The organism is Alteromonas sp. HB246098 (assembly GCF_054890645.1).
On the sequence record NZ_JBTZUG010000002.1, the window covers coordinates 129,434 to 156,032 of the forward strand.

At 43.4% G+C, this 26,599-nt stretch carries 26 protein-coding genes; 10 read left to right on the top strand and 16 right to left on the bottom strand.

Features of this window, described 5'->3' with window-relative positions:
- Nucleotides 1-171: 171 nt before the first annotated feature.
- From ACYTPF_RS06470 to ACYTPF_RS06480, 3 genes are read right to left on the bottom strand one after another with little or no spacing between them, the layout of a single operon-like run.
- Complete coding sequence (locus ACYTPF_RS06470; RefSeq protein WP_461851606.1) at nt 172-3,339, bottom strand: tetratricopeptide repeat-containing hybrid sensor histidine kinase/response regulator; 3,168 nt, start codon at nt 3,337-3,339, stop codon at nt 172-174.
- 59 nt (nt 3,340-3,398) lie between these two features.
- Nucleotides 3,399-3,602: a hypothetical protein gene (locus ACYTPF_RS06475; RefSeq protein WP_179984203.1), complete on the bottom strand. Its 204-nt coding sequence runs from the start codon at nt 3,600-3,602 to the stop codon at nt 3,399-3,401.
- 14 nt (nt 3,603-3,616) lie between these two features.
- Nucleotides 3,617-4,444: an SAM-dependent methyltransferase gene (locus ACYTPF_RS06480; protein ID WP_461851607.1), complete on the bottom strand. Its 828-nt coding sequence runs from the start codon at nt 4,442-4,444 to the stop codon at nt 3,617-3,619.
- A 175-nt stretch (nt 4,445-4,619) separates the two neighbouring features.
- On the opposite strand from ACYTPF_RS06480, the gene ACYTPF_RS06485 reads away from it, so the two are divergent.
- Nucleotides 4,620-5,060, top strand: a complete 441-nt coding sequence (locus tag ACYTPF_RS06485) for an SRPBCC family protein (RefSeq protein WP_461851608.1) — start codon at nt 4,620-4,622, stop codon at nt 5,058-5,060.
- 198 nt (nt 5,061-5,258) lie between these two features.
- Here the strand turns inward: ACYTPF_RS06485 and ACYTPF_RS06490 are convergent, their stop codons facing one another.
- Nucleotides 5,259-7,283: a RecQ family ATP-dependent DNA helicase gene (locus ACYTPF_RS06490; RefSeq protein ID WP_461851609.1), complete on the bottom strand. Its 2,025-nt coding sequence runs from the start codon at nt 7,281-7,283 to the stop codon at nt 5,259-5,261.
- Between the two features lie 145 nt (nt 7,284-7,428).
- Nucleotides 7,429-8,025 carry a hypothetical protein gene (locus ACYTPF_RS06495; protein WP_461851610.1) on the bottom strand — a complete coding sequence of 199 codons (597 nt, stop codon included), beginning with the start codon at nt 8,023-8,025 and terminating at the stop codon, nt 7,429-7,431.
- Between the two features lie 173 nt (nt 8,026-8,198).
- On the opposite strand from ACYTPF_RS06495, the gene ACYTPF_RS06500 reads away from it, so the two are divergent.
- A complete protein-coding gene (locus ACYTPF_RS06500) occupies nt 8,199-9,323 on the top strand; it encodes a zinc-binding dehydrogenase (RefSeq protein WP_461851611.1) in 1,125 nt (374 codons plus the stop codon).
- Nucleotides 9,324-9,523: 200 nt separating this feature from the next.
- Nucleotides 9,524-10,345: an endonuclease VIII gene (nei, locus tag ACYTPF_RS06505; RefSeq protein ID WP_461851612.1), complete on the top strand. Its 822-nt coding sequence runs from the start codon at nt 9,524-9,526 to the stop codon at nt 10,343-10,345.
- Between the two features lie 123 nt (nt 10,346-10,468).
- Here nei and ACYTPF_RS06510 read toward each other — a convergent pair whose 3' ends face one another.
- The 3 genes from ACYTPF_RS06510 to ACYTPF_RS06520 form a co-directional block, all read right to left on the bottom strand.
- Nucleotides 10,469-11,641 (bottom strand): sugar efflux transporter, encoded by a 1,173-nt coding sequence (locus ACYTPF_RS06510; RefSeq protein WP_461851613.1) that lies wholly within the window; start codon nt 11,639-11,641, stop codon nt 10,469-10,471.
- 284 nt (nt 11,642-11,925) lie between these two features.
- Nucleotides 11,926-12,600: a nitroreductase family protein gene (locus ACYTPF_RS06515; protein WP_461851614.1), complete on the bottom strand. Its 675-nt coding sequence runs from the start codon at nt 12,598-12,600 to the stop codon at nt 11,926-11,928.
- A 192-nt stretch (nt 12,601-12,792) separates the two neighbouring features.
- The gene (locus ACYTPF_RS06520) at nt 12,793-13,161 is read right to left on the bottom strand and encodes a hypothetical protein (RefSeq protein ID WP_461851615.1); all 369 of its coding nucleotides are present in this window, start codon (nt 13,159-13,161) and stop codon (nt 12,793-12,795) included.
- Nucleotides 13,162-13,491: 330 nt separating this feature from the next.
- Between ACYTPF_RS06520 and ACYTPF_RS06525 the strand changes: the two genes are divergently transcribed.
- The gene (locus tag ACYTPF_RS06525) at nt 13,492-13,950 is read left to right on the top strand and encodes an aspartyl protease family protein (protein WP_461851616.1); all 459 of its coding nucleotides are present in this window, start codon (nt 13,492-13,494) and stop codon (nt 13,948-13,950) included.
- 98 nt (nt 13,951-14,048) lie between these two features.
- Here ACYTPF_RS06525 and ACYTPF_RS06530 read toward each other — a convergent pair whose 3' ends face one another.
- The 3 genes from ACYTPF_RS06530 to ACYTPF_RS06540 all read right to left on the bottom strand — a co-directional run bounded on the left by ACYTPF_RS06530 (nt 14,049) and on the right by ACYTPF_RS06540 (nt 15,580).
- On the bottom strand, nt 14,049-14,459 hold the full coding sequence (locus ACYTPF_RS06530) for a hypothetical protein (protein WP_269916897.1): 411 nt from the start codon (nt 14,457-14,459) through the stop codon (nt 14,049-14,051).
- A 264-nt stretch (nt 14,460-14,723) separates the two neighbouring features.
- Nucleotides 14,724-15,032 (bottom strand): hypothetical protein, encoded by a 309-nt coding sequence (locus ACYTPF_RS06535; protein WP_179984192.1) that lies wholly within the window; start codon nt 15,030-15,032, stop codon nt 14,724-14,726.
- A complete protein-coding gene (locus ACYTPF_RS06540) occupies nt 15,032-15,580 on the bottom strand; it encodes a YaeQ family protein (RefSeq protein WP_179984191.1) in 549 nt (182 codons plus the stop codon). Before ACYTPF_RS06540 ends, ACYTPF_RS06535 begins: the two co-directional genes overlap by 1 nt.
- 271 nt (nt 15,581-15,851) lie before the next feature.
- Here ACYTPF_RS06540 and ACYTPF_RS06545 point away from each other — a divergent pair, with 271 nt between their 5' ends.
- Entirely contained in the window at nt 15,852-16,493 is a 642-nt protein-coding gene (locus ACYTPF_RS06545; protein ID WP_461851617.1) for a peroxiredoxin-like family protein, read from the top strand.
- An 81-nt stretch (nt 16,494-16,574) separates the two neighbouring features.
- Here ACYTPF_RS06545 and ACYTPF_RS06550 read toward each other — a convergent pair whose 3' ends face one another.
- Nucleotides 16,575-17,471: a hypothetical protein gene (locus tag ACYTPF_RS06550; RefSeq protein ID WP_461851618.1), complete on the bottom strand. Its 897-nt coding sequence runs from the start codon at nt 17,469-17,471 to the stop codon at nt 16,575-16,577.
- Between the two features lie 287 nt (nt 17,472-17,758).
- Here ACYTPF_RS06550 and add point away from each other — a divergent pair, with 287 nt between their 5' ends.
- The gene (gene add / locus ACYTPF_RS06555) at nt 17,759-18,760 is read left to right on the top strand and encodes an adenosine deaminase (protein ID WP_461851619.1); all 1,002 of its coding nucleotides are present in this window, start codon (nt 17,759-17,761) and stop codon (nt 18,758-18,760) included.
- Nucleotides 18,761-18,785: 25 nt separating this feature from the next.
- Here add and ACYTPF_RS06560 read toward each other — a convergent pair whose 3' ends face one another.
- Complete coding sequence (locus ACYTPF_RS06560; protein ID WP_461851620.1) at nt 18,786-19,349, bottom strand: class GN sortase; 564 nt, start codon at nt 19,347-19,349, stop codon at nt 18,786-18,788.
- Entirely contained in the window at nt 19,342-21,759 is a 2,418-nt protein-coding gene (locus ACYTPF_RS06565) for a marine proteobacterial sortase target protein (protein ID WP_461851621.1), read from the bottom strand. Before ACYTPF_RS06565 ends, ACYTPF_RS06560 begins: the two co-directional genes overlap by 8 nt.
- A 59-nt stretch (nt 21,760-21,818) precedes the next feature.
- Between ACYTPF_RS06565 and ACYTPF_RS06570 the strand changes: the two genes are divergently transcribed.
- On the top strand, nt 21,819-21,995 hold the full coding sequence (locus ACYTPF_RS06570) for a hypothetical protein (protein WP_461851622.1): 177 nt from the start codon (nt 21,819-21,821) through the stop codon (nt 21,993-21,995).
- A gap of 297 nt (nt 21,996-22,292) precedes the next feature.
- Here the strand turns inward: ACYTPF_RS06570 and ACYTPF_RS06575 are convergent, their stop codons facing one another.
- Nucleotides 22,293-22,520, bottom strand: coding sequence for a hypothetical protein (locus ACYTPF_RS06575; protein WP_461851623.1), 228 nt, complete (start codon nt 22,518-22,520; stop codon nt 22,293-22,295).
- Between the two features lie 140 nt (nt 22,521-22,660).
- On the bottom strand, nt 22,661-23,614 hold the full coding sequence (locus tag ACYTPF_RS06580) for a YihY/virulence factor BrkB family protein (protein ID WP_179984185.1): 954 nt from the start codon (nt 23,612-23,614) through the stop codon (nt 22,661-22,663).
- 307 nt (nt 23,615-23,921) lie between these two features.
- On the opposite strand from ACYTPF_RS06580, the gene ACYTPF_RS06585 reads away from it, so the two are divergent.
- From ACYTPF_RS06585 to ACYTPF_RS06595, 3 genes are all read left to right on the top strand, one after another.
- Entirely contained in the window at nt 23,922-24,473 is a 552-nt protein-coding gene (locus tag ACYTPF_RS06585) for a type 1 glutamine amidotransferase domain-containing protein (protein ID WP_461851624.1), read from the top strand.
- Between the two features lie 92 nt (nt 24,474-24,565).
- Nucleotides 24,566-25,258: an SDR family oxidoreductase gene (locus ACYTPF_RS06590; RefSeq protein ID WP_461851625.1), complete on the top strand. Its 693-nt coding sequence runs from the start codon at nt 24,566-24,568 to the stop codon at nt 25,256-25,258.
- 405 nt (nt 25,259-25,663) lie between these two features.
- Entirely contained in the window at nt 25,664-26,551 is an 888-nt protein-coding gene (locus ACYTPF_RS06595; RefSeq protein WP_461851626.1) for an SDR family NAD(P)-dependent oxidoreductase, read from the top strand.
- The last annotated feature ends 48 nt before the right edge of the window (nt 26,552-26,599 follow it).

Consider the following 26,599-nt stretch of genomic DNA (forward strand, 5'->3'; position numbering starts at 1 on the left):
ATAAGAGGCGGGCCTTGTCGAAAGCCATCGAAGAACAAGACACTCATTAAATTGAAGTGCAAAAAAGGATATTTAGCGGATTCTGTACCACTGTCTCATGGCCTATAAGCGCGGGTATAAGTTAAACAGTCAAAAGGCAATGGAAGAAATACGCCCATTCCGGTTGATTATTTACCCCATCATCCCCTTAACTTTTTCACTTAATTCCAATAAAGCTGCGTGAAGAGCTTTTAACTGGTCGTCGAATCTGTCAGTTGTTTTATGCTCGTTGCGCTTTATGGTTAGCTCTATCGTGCTTGCTAATTCTGCAAGTGGAAATGCGCCGATATATCGAAGCGCGGTTGTGAAGATATGCGCTATCTTTGCGATGGAAGGGTAGTCATGGCTATCAATAGCTTGTTTGAGTGCACTAAGCTCACCTTCTAAAGCCACAAAGTCGTTAAGCAAGTCGTTGTAAAGCGTTTCATCACCAAGCAAGGTTTCTAGGGCTTTTGATTTATCTATTAACGTAAGTGAACCAGTCGATACAAGCTTGTGGTTATTTACTGCTGAGGTGGCCGAAGACTGCCTTTTATCCAATACCTCAACAAGAACATCAAAAAAGCGATTAGGGTCGACAGGTTTATTAATATGACCATCCATTCCAGCCGCTAGGCTTTTATCGATGTCTTGCTGCATCGCATGAGCGGTTGTGGCGATGATAGGTAAAGTTAACTTCAGCTCTTCTCTAATGTGTTTGGCAGCCGTTAAACCATCCATTACTGGCATTTGGATATCCATCAATACTACGTCGAATGCGCTGTCTTTACGCAGTATGCTTATTGCTTCTAAACCATTATTTGCAATTTCAATTGAGGCTTTGGTTTCAGCTAAAAGGCCAATAGTTACTTTTTGGTTTAGTGCGTTGTCTTCAGCAAAAAGAATACGTGTACCTTTTAAATTAGGCACTGTAGGTTTGTCTTTAGGTAAGGCTTTAGTTTTTACGTTAAGACATAGCTCTTGCAGCTCATCTACCAGCTCACTTGTGCTGAATGGTTTCTTTATAAAGTTACGTATGCCAAGTTGGTTCGCTTGTTCTCTCATACGTGGCGACTCAAACGCATAAAGCATGATCACTTTTGGCTGCTTAATTGAAAACTCTTGGCTCATTATCGCCGCTACTTCCAGGCCATCTATATCTGGCATATTCCAATCTAAAATGAGTACATCGTAGGGAGATGAGGCGGCTAAAGCTGCGCGCATCTTTACAATTGCGTCTTTTCCGCCAGAAGCGATATCAGCTTGAATATTGGCCATTGAAAGGGCTTCAGAAATTGCGTCTCGCGATGCTTCAATATCGTCGGCTATAAGCACTTTTAACGCAGAAAGCTGCTTAGACGGCGAAATAATTTGTTGAGAGGTGTCCTGCTGAACTTTTACGGTAAAGTGGAAAATAGAGCCTTTTCCTAGCTGGCTTTCTACCCAGATTTCGCCGCCCATTAAAGCCGTGAGCTGTTTACAAATTGCTAGGCCTAAACCTGTGCCACCGTAGCGTCTTGAAATGGATTCGTCACCTTGATTAAAAGGTTGGAAAAGCTGAGCTTGATGGGCGCTACTTAAGCCAACGCCTGAATCTTTCACTTCAAACTCAAGTTGAATACCGTCTGTGGTTTGTGTGCACCTAACGCTAACGGAAATAAGTCCATCTTCGGTGAATTTAAGCGCGTTACTTAATAGGTTGTTTAGCACCTGCTGTATGCGCAACGGGTCGCCAATTAGGTTTAGCGGTACGTCTCGTGAAATATGCTGAATAAGCTCTATGTGCTTTTCTTGCGCGCGGGTTAGATGCAACCTAATAGTTTGGTTTACTAGGGCATCTAAATTGAATTGCGTCGATTCTATATCTAGCTTGCCAGCCTCAATTTTAGAGAAATCGAGAATGTCGTTAATAATACTAAGCAGCGTTTGCGATGCGCCCTCAATTTGTATTAAGTTTGTTTGCTGGTCTTTGTCTTCTGCGGCGCGTTGAGAAAGCTTGGTAAGGCCAATAATCGCGTTTAGCGGTGTGCGAATTTCATGGCTCATACGGGCTAGAAAATCTGACTTAGCTTTAGTCGCTTTACGTAAGTCCTGCGTCAGCGTATTAAGGGCTTTTCGCTGTAGTCGGGTTCTAAGCCACAGCCCGACTACTAAACCTAATGAAAGGATCACAAAGCCAATAAAATATAGTTGCTGAGTGTTCTTTTTCTGTTGGATCAGGTTTCGCTGTTCTTTGAGCTGATTGTCTTTTTCTAGAAGCTTTATTGTTTCTTCTTTTTCAGACACGGCTAATCGCACGCGGTGTAGCGCCATTAGCCTTGACTGTTGCTCATTAAAGCTTTTCTTGAATGCTTGTTGATGTTGCTTTGAATAGCTAAGTGCGGCTTCTAAGTTTCCGTTTTTTTCGTGAAGCTCGATAAGTTGGTTTAAAAGGTCAGTAACCAATACTTTGTCATTTTTAATGACGTCTTTTTCAAGCCCTGCTTCAAGTTCGCTGATAGCAAGCTCTATATCACCCTGTTGCTTATAGATGTCTACAAGGTGAAGAAGGTGAGAGCCTTCGTTATAGCGAAACCCAACCTGACGGTCGGCTTCTGACGCTTGATTCAGTTTCTTTAATGCTTCGCTCAAATTCCCTTGTGCAATGTGAAGCTCTACCATGGCGCTGTGTACAATGCCAATGAAAGGGTAGTTAGCTTCGCGAAGCAAATTTTCGGCTAATAATAGGCTTACTTTCGCATTTTGATATTCGCCTAGCGCACGCTGTGCATATCCTTGGAAAAAGTACGCGGTTCCTTCTCCCTCTTTATTATTAAAACGTTGTGCTGCGGCCAAATACTGATGCGCAAATGTCAGCATCAGTTCATAATTTTTTAGCGACATGTAAACGTTGCCCATGGCGCTATACACCAAAAGAACGCGGTCGCTTCCTACTTCGTTGTAAAAATCTAGCGCTTGGTGCATGGCTTCTAGTGCATTGGCATGCTCGCCTGAAAAATCTAGAATTAAGCCCTCTAGCCGATAAGACTCCGCAAGAGCCCGGAGATTTTCTGATGAATTTGCGTACTTTCGGGCTTCAAGTAATGCTTCGTAGGCCGACGTATAATCTTGTTTTAAAACATAAAAGTATGATTTTATATTTAAAAAGCGGGCATGTTCAAAAGCATCAGGCTGAGCTGCAAAAAAAGCATGTAATTCTGTAAACGTATTTTGAACATTCGGGTCGTTCTCTTGAATTCGCGCTTTAAGCTCAGAAAGCTGGTGTACGGCAGAGGATGCCTTGTCTTGCGGCGCAGCGGGAGCGCGCGCAGGTAGTGTCATCAAGGTAATGACACTAACAATATACAAGGCATAACGCTTCATAATTCGTTTATTGGTCGTTAGTAGCTAACAACACGAATCGTCTTACTGGTATCGTCAAAGCGCTTAGATAGCTCGTCCCAGTTTTGATCTGCAATAATTTTTACTTCATCGGCAGACAAGCCGTATTTCTTTGCTGTTGCAACAGGGTCGCTCTTGTAGGCGTCCATTAGCTTGCTGTTGGTGTCTAGTTCAACCATGAAATCTTGAATAGATTTTGCCATTTTTATTATCCTTTTTAATTTACAGTTGGGTTTCTATAGTTAGTCACTTGTTTTTCTGTTAGGCCTAGCTTTGCTAATCGGTCCTGTCTATACGCTGGCATTCCTTTTGAAGGAACAACGAGAGTAGAGATTAAAGTGGGTGTTGCGAATTCGAGTTCACGAAGCAGTACTTTCTCTATTTTGGGTTCGCAAAGTGGCAGTGTCGCCGCTTCATAAATGATAAGTTCGTGATCCGCTGGATAATGCTCCGCCAATATATCTGCCAACATGGCTAGCCCTGATTGACTATGACTTGCATCTAATACGCTTAATGTGGCTTCTCCGGCTAAACCAATTTGCCAGATTATTTGAGTCATATGTGGGTCGATGCGGTAATCGCGAAACAGAAATTGGGTGGCTTCGTAAGACTGGCAGCCAAAGCGTGAGGGGTCTATGCCTAAATCGGCAATTAAGCAGTCTTCTGCCGATACACCGGGCAACATTTTGGCCTCTAAGTTCATATCCTGGACACGGCGGACAGCTTCATGAGAGGGAGTAACAAAAACACCGGGATGACCATAAAAAGCAACGCAAACTTTATTGCCTTCTACTACAGACTCTACAATTCTATCGGCCATTTGAGAATAGGTGAGGGCGCGGGATTTTCCTTCTTCATAAAGGTCGTCTAGCGATACACTATTTGGGTTAAGCGTAGTTACCGCGTACTCGCCAACTTTGTTCATGATACCCATGAAGACAATGTCGGCATTTTCAATATGGCTTCTAGCGGCAAGGGTCATTTGGCCTGCAACGCTAATGCCTGTGCCGACCACAACAAGTGATCCCTTTTTATTGGTGTCCATACTTCCTATACCGTCTACGACACTGTTGTTTTTCCCACTATAAAATAGAATTAAGGTTTTTGCTATATTCACAAGTTAGCCCAAGACTAATAAATTATATTAAGTAAACGTTTGATTGCGTTTAGGCTATTATCGAAAAATATCGCTAATAAGAATGTATAAAAAGGATTAAAGCGTGTTCTCAATTCATGTAGAGCGAACCATAAATAAACCTATTGAAGAGGTTTTTTCCGTATTAAGTGACCATGCTAACTATGCGCAGTTCAAAGCTATTGAGCAGTCTAATTTACTGGTTAAAGGTAAACATGAGACAAATGGGCTGGGTGCCGTACGTGAGATTATTTCTGGGGGCTCGAACCTTCACGAAGAGATAGTGGCTTACGAGCCGCCTCATAAATTAGGCTACAAAGTGGTGAAGTCGAAGCCTTTGCCATACGATCATCAGTTAGGTGAAATAACACTGAAAGAAGAAGGTGGAAAAACGCATGTTACTTGGCGCTCGAAAGGGCACATTACTCTTTTTCTTTTAGGAAGTCTTTACTTTGATAAACAGATTCAAAGTGTTGGAAGCCGTGCTTTCGGCAGTATCTTAAAACAAATTGATAATATGGCGTGATTCGCCGTTATAAAGCGTAATAGGCATTAGCTTAAAGTTTCGCTAAACCGGTAGTAAACATAGCTCATGTAACCGGGTTATAGTAAGCGGCATAAAGTAAGCGGCATATAGTTAGCGGGATTTGCCCGTTTTTAGTAACTGGCACAGGTTTATTTTAAGGCTGGCCCGTTCTTGGGTCTCAACAGACGGTTCTAACAGTCACTGGCATAGAACCGTGTTCACTTCTTCTAATACGTCTGCATATCGGCAGTGTTCAAAACTGCCAAATCCTTTCACTTGTCTTATTTTTAAGCGGCTAAATAAAGGCATTGTCATGCCAGTTAGAAAGCGACAATAAATAGAAGGGGTAATAGTGCCTTCAAACTTACCGCTTAAATGTGTTTTCAGCGCTGTCATAGCTGCAGATATTTGTTCACTATCTGGTGTTGATATTGGTGATGAATAGCTAAGCTTTGCCACATCGCCCGTACATACACTGCAATGTCCGCACGTCTTCGGCGCTTGAGTATCATCAAAATATGCAGACAAGTTGTGGCTTAAGCAGGTGTCTTGTTCGAAAAAGCTTACAAGTGCGGCGATGCGCTCGACCTCTTTACGCTCGTTCTCCGCAAAATAGTGGGCTAGTTGGGTTGCCAAATCTCTAGCATGGAGTAGATCGTTATTAACACGGTACACATCTGTAATTAAGCGCGATGTGAGTTCTATATGATTGTACTCGTGCAAGTATTCCAAGGCCGCCACAACTCTAGAACGCTCTGCACCGTAGTGCTGATAAATACTGTCAAAATCGACGACACCCCAGACTTTCTTCATATTTGAATATGTAAATACGGCGTCTAAAAACCGCGCACGCTCTTCTGAAAACAGGCTTAATATAGTGGCTTTATTTGTAATGAAGCGGAATTTGTATTCTGCAAAATAGGCATACAAAGGGCGAATAACGTTAGCCAGTTCAAGTTGTACTAACAGAGTTTTAAGCGGAAGCTGACGGATATTACTCGCACTCGACAAACTATTTATCTGTGTTTCCCACTGGTAAACGCTAGCTTCATTGCTAACTGATGGGCTAATTGGGTTAGCAGCATCTTTCTTTTCTCTATCATGCGTTACTCTTTTTTCCATTGCTGGGGCTTGCGACTTAATGTCGTTAAGCACGCGTTCAATAGCGCTTTTATCTGGCGTGTCGCCGTAAACAAAGTTTTCTATGGTGACAAGCCCATCTAGGTTCGCGAGTACGGTACAGTTTGCTGTTTCTCCATCCCGTCCGCCCCTGCCAATTTCTTGGCTGTAGTTTTCGATAGACTTGGGCAAGTCGTAATGAATTACAAAACGAATATCTGATTTATCTATGCCCATACCAAAGGCAATAGTAGCTACAACAACTTGAATCTTATTGCTCATGAAGTCTTGTTGGATACCCTGCCTTATTTTACTGTCGAGGCCAGCGTGGTAGGCCTTCGCAGCAAATCCTTGCTGCTGCAAAAAGCGCGCTACTTCCTCTGCGCTATTTTGTAATGTAACGTAAACAATCCCAGCACCTTGTTGTTTTTGAATTTCTTCAACCAGCACTTGGTTTTTGTGGGCTTCGAGAACGGGCCGCACATATAAATTTAAGTTAGGTCTATAAAACCCCGTTTGAATAATATTGTTCGGCGCGATATCAAAGCGGGCCGACATATCTTCTTTTACTTTTTTAGTGGCCGTTGCTGTAAGTAGCAATACCAGCGGGATATTAAGCTCTTTTTGGTAGGCGGGAAGCTTAAGATAATCAGGGCGAAAGTTATGGCCCCACTCAGAAATACAGTGCGCTTCATCAACCACAAGCATACTGACCTGAACGGATTCAATAAACTGCCTAAAGCGCTCGTTCTTAAAACGCTCCACTGACACCATTAAAATTTTACACTTACCTGAACGCACATCGTTCATCACTTGTTTGTTTTGCTCAGGTGTTAACGTGGAATCGATGCTAGCTGCTGCAATGCCTTTGCTATGCAAAAATTCCAGCTGATCTTTCATTAGCGCCAGTAATGGAGAAACCACCAACGTTAAATGTGGCAGCTGCGTAGCGACGAACTGGTAACACAAAGATTTACCCGAACCCGTCGGAAAAATCGCTAACGTTGAATGCCCACTAAGTAGAGAATCCACCGCCTCTTTTTGCCCCTCGCGAAACGCTGAGAAACCAAAAAGCTGTTGTAAAATATTGGGGTCAGAAGACATTCTTTTTATCCAAGTAGTTGATGATTTAGGTCTAACTATTTCTATCTAGTCGTATGTTGGGACAAGATAAAGAAGAAATCTAAAACTTGTTATATGGTGTTGTGGTAATAAACGCAACGATACCCGAGTCCAGTTTCAGCCTCAGTCAATCTTTGTAGCCCCAGGGCGTACTGGGAACGGGGACCGTGTTATCTAGAACGAAATCAACCTGGACTTCGCGCGCTGGGCGAATCAATCGGTAGCTAAAGCGGTTGGGATAAATCATCATTTGCCACACGTTATCGGTGGATGCTGCTATCCCAGATTCTATAAATAATGCTTTTGAGTAGGCGTCTGCGGGAAATGATTGAACTTGCACGTACCCTTCATCTACAGTATGCCCGCCATACATGGTTGAAGAATGGAAACTGCCGTCTTTATTTCTGTGGTCGTGTTTTAACATAAGACCAGCGCCAGTCTTTGTTAATATCCAGGTGCGGGACGCGTCTTCACCCACATGAAAAGGTATCTGAATTTCTGAGTCTGTACACTTTCGTATGTGCATAACAAGTTCTGCGTCACCGAAGGTATTACCTACATTATCTTTACTCACTTTTCCTTGAAACGCTTTTCCGCAGTGCGCTTTTATTGAGTTAAAAAACGCGTCCTGGGTAGGAATTGAGACCAAAGGTGCAGCTTTACCAAACGCCACATTGCTTATGCCGATAAGTCCTAGAAAGAGGTATATACAGTGTCTTTTCATTTTTTATTCACTATTACAAGTCGATATTCGCTTTGCAGTATAAATCATCTAGATTATCGGGTGTATAAACCATCGAAACGCATATGTATTCGAAATATAAATACTGCTGATAGTGGTGGCGTGTTAGCTTAACAGTACATAGAGCGTTTAATTTTTAGGGCACAAGAGTCAATATGAATAAATCTAAACAACTATTTACGCTAATTACATCAGAAGGTGAGCTTCAGGTATCGCTAAAAGAGGTAGATGTTCCCGAGCCGAAGCCGCACGAAGTTATTGTGCGCATGGAAGCCTCTCCAATAAACCCGTCAGATATGTGGCCTATGTTTGGACCAGCAAGCCTTGATAAAGCCACTTTCGATGCTGATAAGAACGCATTGGTTGCGCCGGTACACAAGCCTTTGCTAAGCCGTATTAAGTCACGTCTTGACCAAACTTTACCTATTGGAAATGAAGGCGCAGGTACAGTAGTTGCCGCGGGTGATAGCCCTGAAGCGCAGGCTTTGATGGGCAAGACCGTATCTATACTTACCGGCGCAGCGTATACAGAGTATGCGTGTGTACCCGTACAGGCGTGTTTACCTCATATGGATAGCACTACGCCGCAACAAGCTGCGTCTTCATTTGTTAACCCGCTTACTGCACTTGGTATGGTTGAAACCATGCGTATGGAAGGGCACAAAGCCTTGGTTCACACTGCAGCGGCGTCTAACCTTGGGCAAATGCTAAACAAAATTTGTTTAGAGGAAGGCGTAGAGCTGGTCAATATCGTTCGTAGCCAAGAGCAGGTAGACCTACTTAAAGGTATTGGCGCGAAAATTGTGCTTGATTCCAGCAGTGAGAATTTCAAAGCTGAACTTTACCAGGCTATCGACAGCACTGGCGCTACACTTGCGTTCGACGCCATTGGCGGCGGTGAGCTAGTTAGCGATATCCTTACCATGATGGAAGCGTCGGGTAGTAAAGATGCAAAAGGCTTCAACACTTATGGCTCTGACAGCAATAAGCAAGTGTATATCTACGGCGGTTTAGATTTCTCTCCGACAATCTTAAACCGCGCTTACGGTATGACGTGGAGTATTGGTGGTTGGTTATTAATGCGCTTCTTAGGCAAGCTTGATAAGAAACGCGTAGGCGAGTTATATCAAAAAGTAGCTACGGAAATTAACACTACCTTTGCTTCATCGTACAGCAAAGAGTTAAGCCTCGAAGAAGCGTTACAGCCAGAGAATGTGGCTTTGTATAATGCGAAAAAGACAGGTACGAAATATCTAATTGTGCCTAATAAAGGCGACTGATGCCTAAGCTTTAAAGCGCCATGCTTTAATTTAATAGATTAAAGTAGAAGGGCTCGTTGATCTTTGATGTATAAGCCACGGTTTAAAGGTACATTAAAGGTCACCGGGCCCTTTTTGTATTCAGTACTTACTGTATGAAAGGATAATAAAAGCCTGCCTAAAGTGATGTAAAAACTAGTAAAAGGTATTAAAAAAGCAACATGCCTGAAGGTCCAGAAATTCGTCGTGCTGCAGACAAAGTCGAAGCAGCAATTAAAGATACACCCTTTGAAAAAGTAGAGTTTGGGTTAGCGCAGCTTAAACCCTATGCTAAGCAGCTGGAAGGCGAAAAAGTCTTGCGTATGGAAACCCGTGGTAAGGCGCTAATCACCCATTTTAGCAATGGGCTTTCTATGTATTCACACAATCAGCTTTATGGTGTGTGGCATACCTGCAAACGCAATGAAATGCCTGATACTAAACGTCAGTTAAGAGTAGGGCTTCATACCGAAACACATAGTGCTATTTTGTATAGCGCGTCCGACATTAGTATTTGGCCAACACAAACCATTCATGAACATCCTTTTTTGCAGCGGGTTGGGCCTGATGTACTCAACGATTCGGTAACAGAAGAGCTGGTGTTAGAAAGACTACGTTCAAAAGCATTCTATAACCGGTCACTTAGCGGTTTATACCTAGATCAGCGCTTTATGGCAGGACTGGGGAATTACCTTCGCAGCGAAATCCTATTTGCAGCAGGCGTTCACCCATCCCTCAAACCCTCTCAATTAGATGATGAGCAGCTGCGCAGCTTATCGCATCACACCTTAGCCATATGCAAACGCAGCTATGAAACTGGTGGTTATACCGTGTACACAGAACTACGCGAAGTGCTTGAAGCAAAAGGCGTCAACTTCGAAGGCACGCGGTTTATGGTGTTCGACAGGGAAGAGCAGCCTTGTAGAGTCTGCGCCACTCCAATAAAGCGACAGACGTATAATGGGCGACGTCTCTATTGGTGTAGCCAGTGTCAGGCAAAGTGATCTCGAACGGTCACTTTTTTCCTACAGATAAGGTGCTATCGACTGAAGCTACATTGCGTATTGAGCGGTATCGCACTTTGACTGGGTTTTGCGTGTAACCCAATCAATGAGGCTAGATAGCCTTCAGCGATGTACTCGACGCTTTACAAACATAAATACCAGCATCACGCTTAGGCCAAATATGGCGATACAGAGCGAACCGATAGTGGCATCTCTGAAGCTAAAAAATTGTGCCACGGTGCCCGCGCCAATGGTGCCTAGCATCATACCTACTCGGGTGGCATTTGAATAAAACGCTGAAGTGAAACCAGTCAAATCAGGCGCTTGTTGTTGCAGTAAGGTCAACCCAATGCCAGCATATAAACCGTAGAATAGGGCATTCAGTATTTGAAGTGTTAACAGCTCCCAACTCGATTGAGAGAAATATACGCCGACGTAAAAGCAACAACCAAAAATAAATGCCACCGCCATAATTCCAGCAGGAGGAAAGCGTCGCGCTAACTTTGCCGCTAGCAGCATAGTAGGTATTTCAAGCGCGGCTACCACGCCCATCATTAGCCCTGGCAAATTTTCCGCTAGCCCTAGCTCATTCATAACGTACAAAGGCATTGAAGATAAATACATAACGTTACCTGCCATTCCGGCAAGTATGGCCAAACCAACCAGCCAAAAAGGCAGAGAAAGTGAGCCTTTTAGCGAAGTGTTAAGTGACTGTTGACTGGCTTTTTGAGGCGGTACTACGTTAACGACAAATAGCGTGGCAACAATTACGCAAACGATAGCCACTGAAAAAGACGCGGCGAAGCCAAAGTTTGCTACCAGGGTAAATGCCAGTGGTGGACCTACCACCCAAGCAAGAGAGATGGCCGCTCGCACCTTCGAATTAAATGCGGCTACATCGATGTCTTGGTTTTTTGCCCATAGCCCCGACACAGTCAACATTTGAGATACAGCCCCGGCACCTACCGACATAAACAAAACGCCTGCTAAAAACACGTGCCAAAATTGTTCGCTGAATATAAACGCGACCATGGCAATGCCAACGCAAACCATGGTTAGTCCGTAAAGGCGATTCGCGTTAAAACCTTTGTCAGCCAAGTGACCTAAATATTGACTTATCACCAAGCCTGATAACGTCACGGAAACCATATAAATACTGATATATATAGGCTCAACATTTATCTCGTCAATCAGAAAATAGCTCATCAGTGGCGTAACAAAAGACGAGGTTAACCCTGTTAATAGACTTAACAGTAGAAAAGGAAGTTGCGGTGAAAATGCGTGACGCGATGACATGAGGGTACAAGCTCCGAGGGCTGTTAAATATGGATGACCGAAATTCGTAAAGAAAAGGTCGCAGCCCTTAATAACGAGAACGCATTATAAGTGCTGCATTTCTCATGTCTATGTCGTTAATAGTATTCGGCCCACATGGTTTGTTATCACGTGCTTTCTAATGGATAAGATGAAAAAGAGGGGGAACGGCACAGCAAAGCTTTACAAATCTATTGTTCGCTAAAGCTGTGCTGCTTAAACACTGTTATTAGTGTGTGCGCACAAGCCAAATGTGTGCGCTTGTTCTATAGAAAACTCGCAATCTCGCTAAGCGACTTCTTACTCTTGGCGTGAGCCGGAATGGTGGCATTATCTGCTGGGTAGCCCGCAATAATGAGCATGTAAGCGCGCTCGTTGTCTGGTCGTTGGCACACGTCGGTTAGAAAGTTCATAGGTTTTGGCGTATGGGTCAAGGTTGCTAAACCTGCGTTGTGAAGTGAGGTAATAAGCATGCCCACGGCGATACCCACTGATTCGTGCACATAGTAGTTTTGGCTTTTTTCACCAGTTTCTGTTTCACCAAATTTTTGACTGAATACGGCTATAAGCCAAGGCGCTGTTTCCAGATAAGGTTTACTTGCATCAGTGCCTAACGGCTTGAGGTCATCTAGCCACTGTTGCCCAGCACGCCCATTATAAAAACCGCGCTCATGGGCTTCAGCCTGTTCGCGTATTTGTTGTTTTACTTCGGGCGACTGTATTGCGGCAAAATGCCAAGGCTGATGATTCGCTCCACTAGGTGCAGTGCCAGCGGTCAAAATACAGTTTTCAATTACTGCTTTTTCAACGGGGCGGTCGCTAAAGTGTCGAATGCTGTGGCGACGCTGCATGGTTTTCAAAAATTCTTTGCTGCGAGCTAGCATTTGCTCTTCAGGGTATTCAATAAAATCATTGAGTGGTGAATGGTCGTGAGGCTGCATTTACTGTCTCTTATTTGTTTTCTATTACTTTATCGCTTCTGAAGCGTTATTAAAAACAAAACAGGCAAAACGAATGTTGTAGTACAGAGCAAAATAACAGGTCACGTGATTACGTATGCACAATAAAAAAGCGATTCACTCAGGCAAAAGTGGATCGCTTTGGTGCAATAGGTTGGGTACTGCAAATGTCTATTAGTGACGTTTGAACGGCGGGCGCGTGCCTCGTTTTTGTGTGTCAGCTTGTTCTTCGAGTATTTCAAGCTGAGCTACGTCGTAAACTGGCATCATTTTCGTCACTCTACGATATGGTGGCTTACCACGCATAATGACGTCTTTCACTTCTACATACTCGATGGCGTCTTGCCCTACCGATTCCAATTGTGCAACATCGTTAACCGACAAGCTTACGATTTTGCGTTTGAACGGTGGCTTGCCAGAGTAATCGACAACTTGCACATCTACAGTTTCATCGCTTAATGCAGACATTGCCTGTGCTGCATTTGCAGAAACGCCAAGTGAAACCGCGGTAATTAATGAACCCAATACATAGCGTAATTTCATGTTGTGTCCTCTTATTGAATTGCTACTTTAGTATATTGTATGACCAAAAAAGTTCTAAACAATGGCGATTGGTGATAGTCATTTGCTATCACCTGGCGGCTTACAAGAAGTTTTAACAATCAAGAAGACCGCGAACGAGTTTAGTGACGACGGGCCATGATAGAAATTAGATGGTTAACCATAGTGCAGGAAAAATGAGTGGCTGCACCGTTCTGGTGCTATGGAACTGCGTAGTTTTAAAGACTGCAGTCTAAATCAATCACTTAGTTTTTGGTCTTTATCTTGCTGTCACCTAATACCTATTTAGAATCGGCACAAGGTACACTTGCGATGAAGTTAAAATTCAAGGTGCCGTCACTGGCGCTATCAACTTTATTGTTCGCTTTTGCATCGACAGTGTCGGCGATAGAACAAAGTATTCCACTTTCACAAAGCAAAGGAGGCACGCTTTATTTAGAGGCAACCTTGGAATCGAATGTAAATGCCTCATTTTTATTGGATACGGGTTCAAGTCTGCTGACCCTAAATCAAGCCACCTTCGATGCTTTAACACGCAACCAAAAGCTGCTTGTCACTCGAACCTCGGCAGCAAGGATGGCGAACGGAAAGATCGTCAAGATATCACAGTATCAGTTAAATTCTGTTCGAATTGGTAACACTTGTGAAGTCGGGCCGGTGGAGGTCGCTGTGCTTCCGAAAGGAAACAACATTTTAGGCATTAACACGTTACTAAGGGTTGCCCCCTTAACAATAACGTCTGATTCTGTGATTTTAGCGGGTTGCGATTAGCCTTAGCTACAAACAGCATCTTTATTTTTAGCTAAATTAAATGCCAACAAAAAAGCGAACCCGAAGGCTCGCTCTCTATTTTTTATAGGGCGATTAACTTAATCGTCGCATTCGCTAACGTCGCCGCCCATTTGCTCTTTCATTTTCACGCAAGCTTCATGTGCTTTCTTCGCTGCTGCATCTTTATACTCACCTGCTTTTTCAGCAGTTGCGTCGTACGCGTCAGAGGCCATATCTTTGCCGTCTTCGTATGCGTCTGAAGCCATTTCTTTGCCATCTTCATAGGCATCAGAAGCCATTTTTTTACCGTCTTCGTAGGCATCAGATGTCGCGTCTTTGGTTTCATCCCAAGAATCTGCCGCGCCTTCTTTGGCCTCTTCATAGGCTTCAGAAGTAGTCTCGCCTGCTTTTTCCATCTCTTTGCTTACTTCGCTTTTTGTTTCTTCGCTAGACTCTGTACAGCCCATTAAAGACAGTAGTAGTGCTAACGCCATTGCTTTAGTTTTCATTATGAAGCTCCTTTTACTGGGATAGTGGCTATTTTTATAACCGGTCAACATGGTGTTCGAACATGCAGCATAAGGCTAAGGGTTACTAGCCATTTAATATTAATGTTTGGCAAGCTGGATATTCAACCAACTCAGTCTAGCCTACTTATCTAGTAAAGTGTAAGTAGACTTTATGTGGAAAAATGAAAGGTTTATAACAAAAAAAGTGCGATCTATAGAAAATAAGTGCGTCGCAAGATGCTGTTTTGTGATGTACTACGCGGGTTATTCTTCTGGGCCTTGCGTAGTAAACACAAGATGTCGACGCATGTCTTTCAAAACTACACCTTTTTTAAGTAGCGCTGCGCTTAATCGTCGCTGCCATTTTTTTAATTCAGGCTCGGCCCGTGACAGTGTCTCTTCATTTTCGAACTGAAATCTTAGCAGTAAAGAACCTGGGAATTGATGATATTGAACGTCGAACCAACACTGCTGCATACCTTCAAGTTCTTCAATTCCTTGTGCTTCTAAGCTATCGGCTATACTGAAAACCAGTGCTTGTTGTTTAAGCTGAACTGCAGAGAGCTTTTTCATTACAGGTGTTTCTCGATAGCTACTTCAACGCTTTCGGTGACATCGGCACCTTCAATGGTTAACCAAACTTGCCCGTCTTGAATGGTAACCTGTATTTGCATAGAGCGATGAACTGCTTTCGCCAACGTAGCAGCTAGCGGCTCTGGCAAAGTAAAAATTGATAGGTTCTTTCTTGTCTGTAACTTGTTTTGCTCTTTCTTCCACCAGGCATCAAAGCTATTGTCAGCGTATGAATAAATCATCATCTGTTGACTTTGATTACAGCCCTTTTTGATACGCTGTTCTGACGGTTGACCTAACTCAATCCACAATTCGACTTCATCGCTAAAGCTCTTCTGCCACAAATCAGGCACTTCATCGTCAGACAGCCCTTTGGTGAACTGTAAGCGCTCATGCGCATTAACAATAAAGGCGATAATACGCAGCATCATGCGCTCGTCATTCTCAGATGGATGCCGGGCAATAGTAAGGTTGTGATCGTTGTAGTAGTTACGATCCATATCTGTTATTGATATGTCAGCTTTAAAAATGGTCGCTTTAAGAGCCATGGTGATCCTGCTTTGTTTTTATTAAGGATTTCGAAAAACCTCGAGTGCCATGCGAACAAACGCTACAGCAAATTTTGACGCTATATTACCAGTAAAATGCGTTGCCTGCTGTAGCTAAGAGGCCTATATCACAGCTGAGTACGCGTTTATTTTCATGGGTAATGAAATTTTAAACAAACCTTCTCGGTCATGTTCCTGGGCATCGCGCGAAGCGCGAATAACTAAAACAGTAAACAAGCCACAATAAGAATATAAATTTGGAGAAGGATTAATGAAAAGACTCGTCGCTATGGCAGCTATGGTATTTGCCTGTATTGCGGGTACATCAAATGTACATGCTTTAGAGCGCGGAACCATTGCTGAAGATGCTAATTCGGTGACGCCATTACTTAATGGCCAAGTTGCGCCTAAAACAACGCTTAAAATGGCTGACGGATCACCGGTAAGCTTACAAGCGCTGACTATGCAAAAGCCCAGTATTGTACTTTTTTATCGTGGCGGGTGGTGCCCATACTGCAACGAACAGCTTGCCCAGCTAAAAGATATTGAAAAAGACTTAGTGGACATGGGGTATCAGATATTGGCAATTTCTCCTGAATCACCAGCGCGTTTACAAGAGCAAAAACTTGAAACTAAGTTTTTGGTTACACTTTTATCTGACGATAAGTTAGATACGGTCCGCGAATTCGGCGTTGGGTTCTACGTGGATACCATGACTGAATTAAAGTACAAAACCTATGGTATTGATTTAACCAAAGATGAAAGCGGAAAAAGCGTGTTGCCAGCGCCTGCTATTTTTATGCTAGATAAAAAAGGGAAGGTTTTATTTAGTTATGTGAACCCAGATTACAAAGTTCGCCCCTCGGCAGAACTGGTATTATCGGTAGCGAAAGCCCTTAAAAAAGAGATGTAATGACTCATGCAAGCCTTATCAAGGCGCAGTCCTTGAGCCTTGATAAGCTATCGCCACCACCACTTAAAAAGCCGCCAGCACTCAAACGGAAAGTAGCGTTGCGATTTGCGAAGCTAGTTTTTTAGGTTCAATGTAGGTATCGCCCTTACAGTCTTTTACTACGTTCAATAGTGCTTTAAGCAGTGGTTTATTTTCTACATTGCGCTGACAGACCGCGTGAATAGTATTGAGCGCTAGTGTCCCTCCCAACGTTTGCATATCGTCAATATTCAAATTTTGCAAAACGCAATCTGCCGTATAGCGGCGCCATGACATGTGATAGCTGTCGAAATCGCACGTTAGGTCAACACTGAGTGCAGCTTTAAGTGCCCAACTTAAAGACCGATAGTGCAATAGGTGTTCAGTAAGCAAAAAGATCTCAAGTGCGTGATCAACAAATAAAGAAGGTTTAGCGTGTTTACTTAGTTCAACAATTGGGAACACACCTTCATCAGCAAACATCGATGTCACAAATTCAAAGGTGTAATAGCCATTACCATGAATGGCAAGCAGGAACGACTCTATCTCGTTTAGAAGAGCTGCATCCGAATGGTTACCGATGTGCTGCAACGTTAAGTTATCCAAAAATTGTGCAACGATTGGGTAGCGTGCATTAAGCTCCGCCCATTTACTATTTGTTGAATAACGTTTCGCTTTTTGGCTTTCTAGGTAACAGTCGTAGCAGGCCAAATCGATAGAAGCGTGGGGCGAACTTGCCGAATAAACATACCCGGCCCATGCCATCATTGGCGATGAATTTAGGCCGAGCGCTTTTATATCTTCAATTGACGTACCTGGCGAACAAACTATTTCGACAAACCCATGGGCGGCCATCACATCTAGTCCCATAAACTCGGGGTCTTCTTGCATGTGTTCGAATGAATACGCACCATTACGCCAGCCTGCTAAATAGCAGCCTTCTATACACTTTCCGCACATATCTGTGCTCCTGTTATTTACGTTGTAAGGGGAGGTGACCGGTTAGTCTTAAATGGAAAACAGCTTTTGTACAAAGCCACATCAGAAATTGAGAGAATGTAGCTTTGAAAAACTGCGAAAAGCATCGACAAGTATTGCGTCGATACGATGAATGAAACTTAAAACAAATTTCGTTTCAAAAAAAGCACAGTTTTGTCCCGCTATAAAAAAGTTATTTTCGGGTAGAAAGCGAGGTTTAATGCGGCAGGTGTTATACTTGAGAATGCTCTTATTTAAATCGTATTCCCATGATTAATAACACACTTCCGCTTCTAGATTTACACCGCCACCTAGATGGCAATGTGCGTCCGCAAACCATTCTTGAGCTTGGGCAGCAGTTTAATATTGATCTGCCCGCTAACTCGATAGAGGGGTTGCGACCGCACGTTCAAGTAATGAAAATCGCGCCGGATTTGGTATCGTTTCTAAATAAGCTAACGTGGGGCGTTAAAGTTTTAGGCAATCTTGATGCTTGTAGACGTGTAGCTATTGAAAACGTTGAGGATGCGGCAAGACAGGGCATTGATTACGCAGAGCTGCGCTTTAGCCCTTACTTTATGGCTGAAAGCCACGGTTTGCCTACACAAGGTGTGGTTGAAGCGGTTATAGACGGTGTAAAAAGCGCAGCCCAAGAGCACGATGTTAAGGTTAACCTGATAGGGATATTGTCGCGCTCTTATGGCGCGAAAGCATGTAAGCAAGAGTTAGATGCAATACTGGCGTGTAAAACGCACATTACTGCAATCGATTTAGCGGGCGATGAAAAAGGCTTTCCTGGTAACTTATTCGTAGAGCACTTTAAACAGGTGCGGCAAAAAGGGTTAGCTATCACAGTGCACGCGGGTGAGGCGGTGGGCCCTCAGAGTATTTGGCAAGCTATAGATGATTTAGGTGCTACGCGAATAGGTCACGGTGTTAATGCTATTTATGATAGTAAGCTAATGGACTATTTGCGCGATAAGCGCATTGGCATAGAAAGTTGTTTAACCAGTAACATACTCACCAATACGGTAACTTCATTACCAGAACACCCGCTAAAAACCTTTTTAGATCACGGCATATTAGCCTGCCTAAATACCGACGATCCCGCCGTTCAAGGTATAGAGCTAGATCACGAATTTAATGTAGCGGCCAAGCAAGCAGGCCTGACTTCTTCTCATATTGAGCAAGCGCAAGAAAACGCCTTAGCAATAGCGTTTTTAAGCGAAAGCGAGAAAGCCGCGCTTATCAAGAAAGTGGGGTCAGAGTAACTACACTGACCCCATAGCTTCGGTTCTATGAAGGCTTAAGCTCGACAACTAACCTTAAATTATTGTCTTGGGCGATGGTATGAAATGGGTAACAGGTGACTAAAAACAGCCTTTTTTGATTGAGCTGAACATTCAGCGTTTGGTTTTTTATATCCACAATGCGCTTGGCTGAAATTCGATAGGGGTGCCATATCCCATCAGACGTTTGAAGTTGTAGCGCATCATTAATATTTACCTTTTCAAGAAAAGCGAAATGGGTGTCTTTGTGGCCTCCAATAACGCTGGTTTCACTGGCCAACTCTCCTGCATTGATATGTCTTCCTGGGCCAAAGGCCAACGCATTACCCTGAGCTCCTTCAAGTATATACAAGTCAGTATCGCTTTTAGGGTGCACTAATCGCCCGACGGGCCACGTGTCTGCCCATTGCCAAGGCTTAACTTCAGCGCCCGTTTGTAAGGTCTTTGCCCAAGCTTTTTCAATCAGCACTTGGGCTAACTCTGCTTTTATCGTTATCCACGCAGCTTTACCAAACCCAAAGGTTACAGCCGCAACAAGCAATACACTTATGAGTACTTTGGGCTTAACCATTGTGCGTTACTCTTTTGTCTTTTGTGAAAATACGGCATTGCCTTAAAAGAAAACGCTGAATTGCACTTGAGTAAAGCAGTACCCAAAAGAGGGATGAAAGAGCACCAATAGCGAGGTAAAAGTTAATATTAGCAGAAGTTTGCGGATAGCTAACGGCGCGCATTTGTGTACCCTGCGGCATTAGGTTTTTTATATTCTGCGATGAAACGTTTACCGATTCAGGTCTTGATACGACCTCTTCAATAGCAACAAAGCTGGTATATGCCGTAATGAGGCTGTGCGTTAGGGCAACGTTAATAATGTCGTTTTTAACCTCGTTTTCTTCTCTACCAAGAGCCTTTTCATCCATTAGCGCTGCTATTTTTTTACGTGCCCATGCGGTAGCGATACCTTTGTTTTGATTTGAGCGTGGTGGTTTAGTATTAGCAGAATTGTCGCTTACATTATTATTGCGCTCAGCTGCTAAATAACGAGCTTTTATACTGCGTTGCCATCTATGGGTATTACCGTCTTTGTCAGTTAATGTACCTTCAAGTACCAGGCTGTTGTCTTCGGTGTTTTCAACCAAATCTTTGCCATGTTCGTGGTCTTCGGGGGCAAGGTCGGGCACCTTTAAATTAATGAGCAGTGGCTCGCCAGCGTACAAATCAGGCAGTCGTTTTGGATAAACTTCAATGTCATCTCTATGCCACATATTCTTAGGTAGAGTTAAAGAAAGATTGCTTAACACTGGGCTCTCTAGCTTGCTAAACAAGCGCTGCATTTCTTTTTGAATGTTATTTTGGTTGTCGATAAATACGTAACTACCTCGCCCGAATTGAGCTGCGCGGGTCATAAAATAGCTGTTAGGTGCGCTACCAATTCCTACCGTAAAAAGCCTTGCGCTACCTAGCTGTTGTTGAATTAGTGAAAAGAGTGCAGCTTCATTGCCTACGGCACCATCAGTGATAAATACAATCTGTTTAATGTGGTTTTCTTTTGGCTGTGCGCTTAGGGCTTCATAAAGGGCGCCCGCCATTTCAGTGCCGCCATTAGCGTTCAGTTCAGAGATAAAAGCCAGGGCAGTTTTTATATTATGCGGTTTGGTATTCGCGGGTTGGCTGAATAATTTTGTGTAGCTTGTATTGAATGCCACAATATTGAACCTGTCTTGTGTGTCTAGTCTTTCAATAGCTAGTTTCAACGCGGCTTTGGCATCTTGAATGGGTCGTCCGCCCATCGAACCCGAGGTATCTATGATAAAAGTAACGTCCCGCGGAAAGTCTTGAAGATCGTCAGGGTTAACTTGAGGCGGTGTTAACATGACTAACGCGTAGTGGTCTGAATCTATATTTTCAGCGAAATAGGCTGCTTGTGGGGTAGAATCCTTCGATGGACGCCACCGCAACCACACATCTTTATCCATGGTTACTTGTTTATCGCCCAGCCAAGCGCGGTATTGATTTCTAGCATTTTCTATAGAGTGCCAGTTAAGTCTGTGACCAGTGCTATTGATGGAATCAAGAGGCACTCCTGCGTTTATAGTTGCATTGAAAGAAAGCTGATTCGTATTACTATCAGGCTGAGCTGTCGCCATAAATGGTGTTATTTTATCGGCGTCACTGACTTCATTTGTAGGTAGCGCCCAGCCTGAAATAAATGTGTTGTTGCTAGTTAAACGGCTGCTGTTGTTACCTGAACTTTGCGGGGCTTGATTACTTTCGATTTCAGTTTTATCACTGTTAGCGAAAGCATGTGTAGAAAGAACCGTATCGCTTAAATCTTTGATGGGAATACCCGGTATGTAGCGTGGGGTGAGGGTTGTGGGGAGGTGAAAACTAAATTCTCCATTGTCATAGTTAACTTGCTGTATGTACTGTAGCTTAACCGTGATTTTTTCACCCGGAGCGATGTTTGCCAGATGTTGAGTGAACAAGTTTGGGCGTTGTTGTTGCGTTAAGCTGGCTTTCTTTCCTGCTTTTTTGGCTGCATCAAACGCTTCTTGGGCTTGTGCTTTTGGCTTTATTTTCCCCAGGATAACCCTATCGCCAATAAGCATTTCCATGCTATTTATCGCCGCGTTTTCATTGAGCGGAAAGGTATACACACCATTTTTCCATTCATCGCTATCATTGGTAAACGTTTGAGAGTAGGTGACATGGGCAATCATGCCATTAACTTGTAGCTCAACGTCAGTTGAATGTAATAAGGCTGGCGTCGACTCTCTATCTTCGCTCTGCATCATGAGTTCACCAGACTCTGCGCGACTTAACGGGCTTACCACTACGCCAAGTAAGAAACACAGGAGTGATACAAGTATTAATAAGGTATGGCTGCGAGACTTTGACGAATGTGGCCGCTCGCGAAACAAGGGCTTATGTATATGATCAGGGTTGAAGTAGTCACGCTTGGGTGGTTTGGTAAATAGCATGGAATAAGCTCGTTTTAAGTGACGATACTTATAATTAAACGCCCCGATCAGGGCGAATTGTGAACAGTTATTATGGCGAGGTGATGAAGAAAAATGGCGAAAGTGTGTTTTCCGTTTACTGTTCAGAGCATTCGCAAAGCGCAACATTTAAACACGCTAACATTAAACGAATTGCGCTAGCGAAAAAAGCCGCGAAAAATAGCAGCGAAAAACTACCCAAGTTTAGAAAGCGTTAGCCAAAAATAACGTTGATAAAGGTAAAGTTGTTTATAGACTAGCGCTTAATTGTAGGGGAGGGGAAGACATTTAGCTTTTTCGCTACGATAGTACAAAGTAGCGTTATAACGAAAATGACTATTGACGTAATAACTATTTCAGCATGCTTATGAAGATGAAAAAACGATGAAAGTGTATTTAACGCAAATACGCTTACTACAATTATCGAAAGCATGTAGGCAATATATTTAGCTATTTGTAAAATTGATATATTCATTGAAAAACTCCAAAGTCGGAGGCGTAACGCCTCCGGTTTTTTATTCTTCTGTCGTGCGTTCTGACATTTTGTCGCCTATTTTGCCACCAGCGTAACCTAGACCACTTGATAAGCCGCCCAAGGCAGCGCCGCCCCAGCCAGCAGCTGCTCCACCTATGGCGCCAGCACCTACTGAGGCCCAAAAGCCTCCCCAGCTAAAATCACCCCAACAGTGCTCTTCACAGCCGCCGGAAACGTTCTCTATTTCGGTAAAACTTAATTCTTGCATTGTATAATTCCTTTTATGAATTTACCCAACATTGGGTAAGGTAAAAGATATACAAAACACTGAATGAAAATAACTGAATAGAGGTATAGTTTTACAAAGTTTACCTCCAATATTACCGCGCGATGCTTGATTTGTAACCGCTAACGTTTCACGTCATCTGGAGTATGGTCAGCCACAAAAGCATTTCGTTCGCCCATAGGCTTGTCTTCGCCTTTGGTACTATCTGCCGTTGTTTGAAGCTCTATTGCCGAATTTACCTCTGCGCCAATAAGAATGATATAAGCGCTAATGTATAGCCACATTAGCAAGATGATAATGCCGCCCACAGAGCCATAGGTTTTGTTATAACTTGCAAACTCATTCAGGTAGAAAGAGAAACCATAGGATGCAACTAGCCACAAGATGGTGGCAAATAGCGACCCTGGTGTTACCCAACGCCATTGGGCTTCGCGGCGGTGTGGTGCATAGCGGTACAACGCTGATAAGGCTAGATTGAACAAGCCAAGCATGATGGGCCAGGTTATCCATGTAGCTTGCTCTGCGCTAATAGCCTTTGCCGTTATCCAGACTATCGCTTCTGGTAAAATGGTAATGCAGGCTAGGGCGACTATCACAGTTAAGATCATGAATATTGTGCAGGTCACACGAGCCAGTATCCCTTTTAAAAAGCCTCGCCCTTCCGATTCACTGTACGTAATATTACAGGCTTTAATAAGTGCATTAGCGCCTTTGCTACTGCTCCAAAGTGAGAGCAAAAGGGTAAATAGAAAGCCCCAACCTAAAGCAGTGCTCGATTTTTCGGTTAAATTGGTAAGCTGCTCTTCAATAATATATCGGCTATCAGCCGGCACTACGTTAACAAGTAATGACATATGGTTTTGCAATTCTTGTGGCGAAACCATAAGACCGTAAAGGGCGATAGTTGCACCGAGTAATGGGAATATTGCTAGTAAACAGTAGAAAGCAACACCTGCCGAAATAAGGGGAATATTGTCTTTTTGCAGGCTAGTGAATATACGTTTTATTATGCTCCACCAGCTTTTCAGTGAAAGCTCGAATGCAGATTTTGCGTGGCTGAATCGTCCCTTGCTCATAGTTCCTCGAATCTTTTTCGATAAGTACGCGTTTGTGTTCTTTCATACATCAAAAAGAAGAAGACGGCTTAATCTTCTTTGTAAATCATTCATGGAGTGTGCAAATAATTGGTGAAGCCTTTAATAAGTTTTAATTTAACTTTTAATGAATAAATGCATATAAAATAACAGTTTACTGGTTTTTTAAGATGGTGGTTTGTAATTTGCAGTTTACTTTTTACAAATTGACATGCGGAGCTCTGTTTAATCGTTTCGGCGTTAGGAGGGCTTCGGGAATTCGATAGAACGTTCAAAAGGAGTAACAAGTATGAGCAACACGCAAAACCTTCAGGGTAAAAAAATTGCTATTTTAGCAACCAATGGTTTTGAGCAAAGTGAATTGGTTCAACCTAAAGAGATGTTCACAGAACGTGGCGCACAAGTTGATATTTTATCTATTGAAGATCAAACCTCTATCAAAGCGTGGGATGAAGACGACTGGGGTAAAGACGTAAATGTTGACTTGCAGGTTACATCAGCCAAGCTTGATGATTACGATGCTCTTGTACTTCCGGGCGGTCAGATAAATCCAGACGTACTTCGTACCAACGAAGACGCGGTAAGCTTTATTAAAGAAGCAAACAATACTGATAGCATCAAAGCCGTAGGTGCAATTTGCCATGGCCCTTGGCTGTTAGTGGAATCGGGTTTAGCGAAAGGCGCAACCCTCACCTCATTCCCTAGCATTCAAACGGATTTGAAAAACGCAGGTGCGAATTGGGTAGATAGAGAAGTAGTGACTGACGATAAGTTAGTTACAAGCCGAAATCCTAATGATATCCCAGCCTTTGTCGACCAAATTAGTAAGATGATTGCATAGTGTCTTTCCTGACTTTAGCTGCTCTTCACAGTGTGAAGCTGTGAGAGAAGTAGCCTTACGCTAATTTCTATAAGTTAAAAATGGGAGATGATATGACAGATTCTACACCGAGCGACAAGGTTATTGCGATAACTGGTGCCTCTAGCGGTATAGGCAAAGAAACGGCAAAGCAACTTGTTGATGAAGGTTACAAAGTTGCGCTTTTAGCGCGAAGTGAAGATAAGTTAACAGAGTTAGTTAACGAATTGGGCGAAGACAATGCCCGCGCTGTCAAAGTTGATGTGAGTAACATTGATGAAGTGAACCGCGCTTTCGAGCAAGTGCATGAACATTTTGGTCGTTTAGATGGCGTATTTGCCAACGCTGGGCGGGGCGCAAAAGCTGCCGGCATCGAAAAAGGCGATGTAGAAGACTGGGATGGCATGTTAGGGGCTAACGTCAACGGTTTACTCTATACCGCTAAAGCAAGCTTACCTTTTCTTCGAAAAACGAGGGGGCATTTTATTATTACTAGCTCTGTAGCCGGAAGAGTAGCCCTTAAGGGGTCTGTTTACGGTGCTAGCAAGTGGTTCGCCTATGGCTTCGGCCAAAATCTTGCCGAGGAAATGCGTGAATGGGGTGGACGATGCACCACCATCTGCCCCGGCATGGTCAATACGCCATTTTTTGACGAGCCTAAGGAAGATAAACTTCAGCCAGCAGATATAGCAAAGTCGGTATTGTTTGCGCTAAGTGCAAATGATTCGGCCTGTGTTCGAGAAGTTTATGTGATGCCTGCAAAATAAGAAGGCCAGCATCACCTAAAAGGTTTGAAAGAAAGGCAGTAATTACGCTGCCTTTTTCTTTACCAACTTATCCCCACTGCTTCTTAAAGCTCAGCCTTCGTGTACTCTATATATCTTTTGTTGATAGTTACCCTTTTACGTTACACAGCCTATCTAACGTTAAGCAGCCTATCTAGCCCTGCGTAGCCTATCTAACATTACGCGCCCTATCAATTTCATGAAGCATTCCAAATTAGCCAAATAAAGTATGTTCCCCGTTGGTTTACACCTAGTCTATTCGTTTCTATAAGCGCTGAATGGCTAACCTGAGCGTTAGTTAATTAAATGAAAAAACCTTTCTTTCGTGCTTGTTGAGAAGGTCTACGCAATAAGCCTAAAGCACTACAAAAATAATAGGAGAGTCGGATGTCTAATGAATTTGCGGGTAAAACTGCCATAATTTCTGGTGCCGCTGGTGGTATAGGGCTAGCGTTAGCAGAAGCGTTGGCACAGCAGGGCATGAATATCGTTATGGGCGATATTGATAACGTGGCGTTAGCCGAATCAAGCAAAGGATTACGCGAACAAGGTTTTGATGTGCTGACTTGCGCCCTAGATGTAACCGACTTCTCTCAGTGGGAAGATATAGTTGCCAATGCTAAAGAGAAATTTGGCAAGGTTCACATGGTTATTAACAATGCTGGTGTGGGCGGCACGCCGGGCAAAGTTGAAGATTCAGAGCATGAAACCTGGCGCTGGGTTATGGATGTTAACGTAATGGGTGTACTTTACGGCGCACAAGCATGCGTACCAGCCATCAAAGAACACGGCGAAGGAGGCTGGGTATTAAACGTAGCGTCAATGGCGGGAATGATGGGAATGCCATATGCGGGTGCTTATTGCGCTTCAAAAGCGGCGGTGGTATCTATGACAGAAAGTTGGGTGCCAGAATTGAAACCCTTTGGTATTCATACCTCGGTATTGTGCCCAGCATTTGTAAAAACTCGCATCCATGAGTCTTACAGAAATAGACAGGAAAAGTATGCAGTGGCAGCTGAAAAGCGCATTGATAAAGATAAGCTCAAAGCAGGCGCTCAAGCGGCAACTAAGGCGGTTGAGTCCGGTATAGCTGCCTCCGTGCTCGCAGAGCGTGTAATAGAAGCCCTTCAATCGAAACAAACTTATATCTATACCCATCCTAACTATCGAAAAGTTACCACAGGTAGATTCAAAGCCATTGATGCGGCTTTTGAAGATGCAGAATTAAGCCCAGCCGTGGGACATCTAAAAGACGATGAAATTGTTACGTTTTAAAGGCAGCTTATTTTTTGTTTTAACTTTTCGACTTGGGAAATCGGGTAA

Bases quoted from the DNA above. Each gene is read 5' to 3' on its own strand.
- ACYTPF_RS06470 (WP_461851606.1), bottom strand. From the start codon at position 3,339: ATGACACTACCTGCGCGCGCTCCCGCTGCGCCGCAAGACAAGGCATCC.
- ACYTPF_RS06475 (WP_179984203.1), bottom strand. From the start codon at position 3,602: ATGGCAAAATCTATTCAAGATTTCATGGTTGAACTAGACACCAACAGC.
- ACYTPF_RS06480 (WP_461851607.1), bottom strand. From the start codon at position 4,444: ATGGACACCAATAAAAAGGGATCACTTGTTGTGGTCGGCACAGGCATT.
- ACYTPF_RS06490 (WP_461851609.1), bottom strand. From the start codon at position 7,283: ATGTCTTCTGACCCCAATATTTTACAACAGCTTTTTGGTTTCTCAGCG.
- ACYTPF_RS06495 (WP_461851610.1), bottom strand. From the start codon at position 8,025: ATGAAAAGACACTGTATATACCTCTTTCTAGGACTTATCGGCATAAGC.
- ACYTPF_RS06500 (WP_461851611.1), top strand. From the start codon at position 8,199: ATGAATAAATCTAAACAACTATTTACGCTAATTACATCAGAAGGTGAG.
- nei (WP_461851612.1), top strand. From the start codon at position 9,524: ATGCCTGAAGGTCCAGAAATTCGTCGTGCTGCAGACAAAGTCGAAGCA.
- ACYTPF_RS06510 (WP_461851613.1), bottom strand. From the start codon at position 11,641: ATGTCATCGCGTCACGCATTTTCACCGCAACTTCCTTTTCTACTGTTA.
- ACYTPF_RS06515 (WP_461851614.1), bottom strand. From the start codon at position 12,600: ATGCAGCCTCACGACCATTCACCACTCAATGATTTTATTGAATACCCT.
- ACYTPF_RS06520 (WP_461851615.1), bottom strand. From the start codon at position 13,161: ATGAAATTACGCTATGTATTGGGTTCATTAATTACCGCGGTTTCACTT.
- ACYTPF_RS06525 (WP_461851616.1), top strand. From the start codon at position 13,492: ATGAAGTTAAAATTCAAGGTGCCGTCACTGGCGCTATCAACTTTATTG.
- ACYTPF_RS06530 (WP_269916897.1), bottom strand. From the start codon at position 14,459: ATGAAAACTAAAGCAATGGCGTTAGCACTACTACTGTCTTTAATGGGC.
- ACYTPF_RS06535 (WP_179984192.1), bottom strand. From the start codon at position 15,032: ATGAAAAAGCTCTCTGCAGTTCAGCTTAAACAACAAGCACTGGTTTTC.
- ACYTPF_RS06540 (WP_179984191.1), bottom strand. From the start codon at position 15,580: ATGGCTCTTAAAGCGACCATTTTTAAAGCTGACATATCAATAACAGAT.
- ACYTPF_RS06545 (WP_461851617.1), top strand. From the start codon at position 15,852: ATGAAAAGACTCGTCGCTATGGCAGCTATGGTATTTGCCTGTATTGCG.
- ACYTPF_RS06550 (WP_461851618.1), bottom strand. From the start codon at position 17,471: ATGTGCGGAAAGTGTATAGAAGGCTGCTATTTAGCAGGCTGGCGTAAT.
- add (WP_461851619.1), top strand. From the start codon at position 17,759: ATGATTAATAACACACTTCCGCTTCTAGATTTACACCGCCACCTAGAT.
- ACYTPF_RS06560 (WP_461851620.1), bottom strand. From the start codon at position 19,349: ATGGTTAAGCCCAAAGTACTCATAAGTGTATTGCTTGTTGCGGCTGTA.
- ACYTPF_RS06565 (WP_461851621.1), bottom strand. From the start codon at position 21,759: ATGCTATTTACCAAACCACCCAAGCGTGACTACTTCAACCCTGATCAT.
- ACYTPF_RS06575 (WP_461851623.1), bottom strand. From the start codon at position 22,520: ATGCAAGAATTAAGTTTTACCGAAATAGAGAACGTTTCCGGCGGCTGT.
- ACYTPF_RS06580 (WP_179984185.1), bottom strand. From the start codon at position 23,614: ATGAGCAAGGGACGATTCAGCCACGCAAAATCTGCATTCGAGCTTTCA.
- ACYTPF_RS06585 (WP_461851624.1), top strand. From the start codon at position 23,922: ATGAGCAACACGCAAAACCTTCAGGGTAAAAAAATTGCTATTTTAGCA.
- ACYTPF_RS06590 (WP_461851625.1), top strand. From the start codon at position 24,566: ATGACAGATTCTACACCGAGCGACAAGGTTATTGCGATAACTGGTGCC.
- ACYTPF_RS06595 (WP_461851626.1), top strand. From the start codon at position 25,664: ATGTCTAATGAATTTGCGGGTAAAACTGCCATAATTTCTGGTGCCGCT.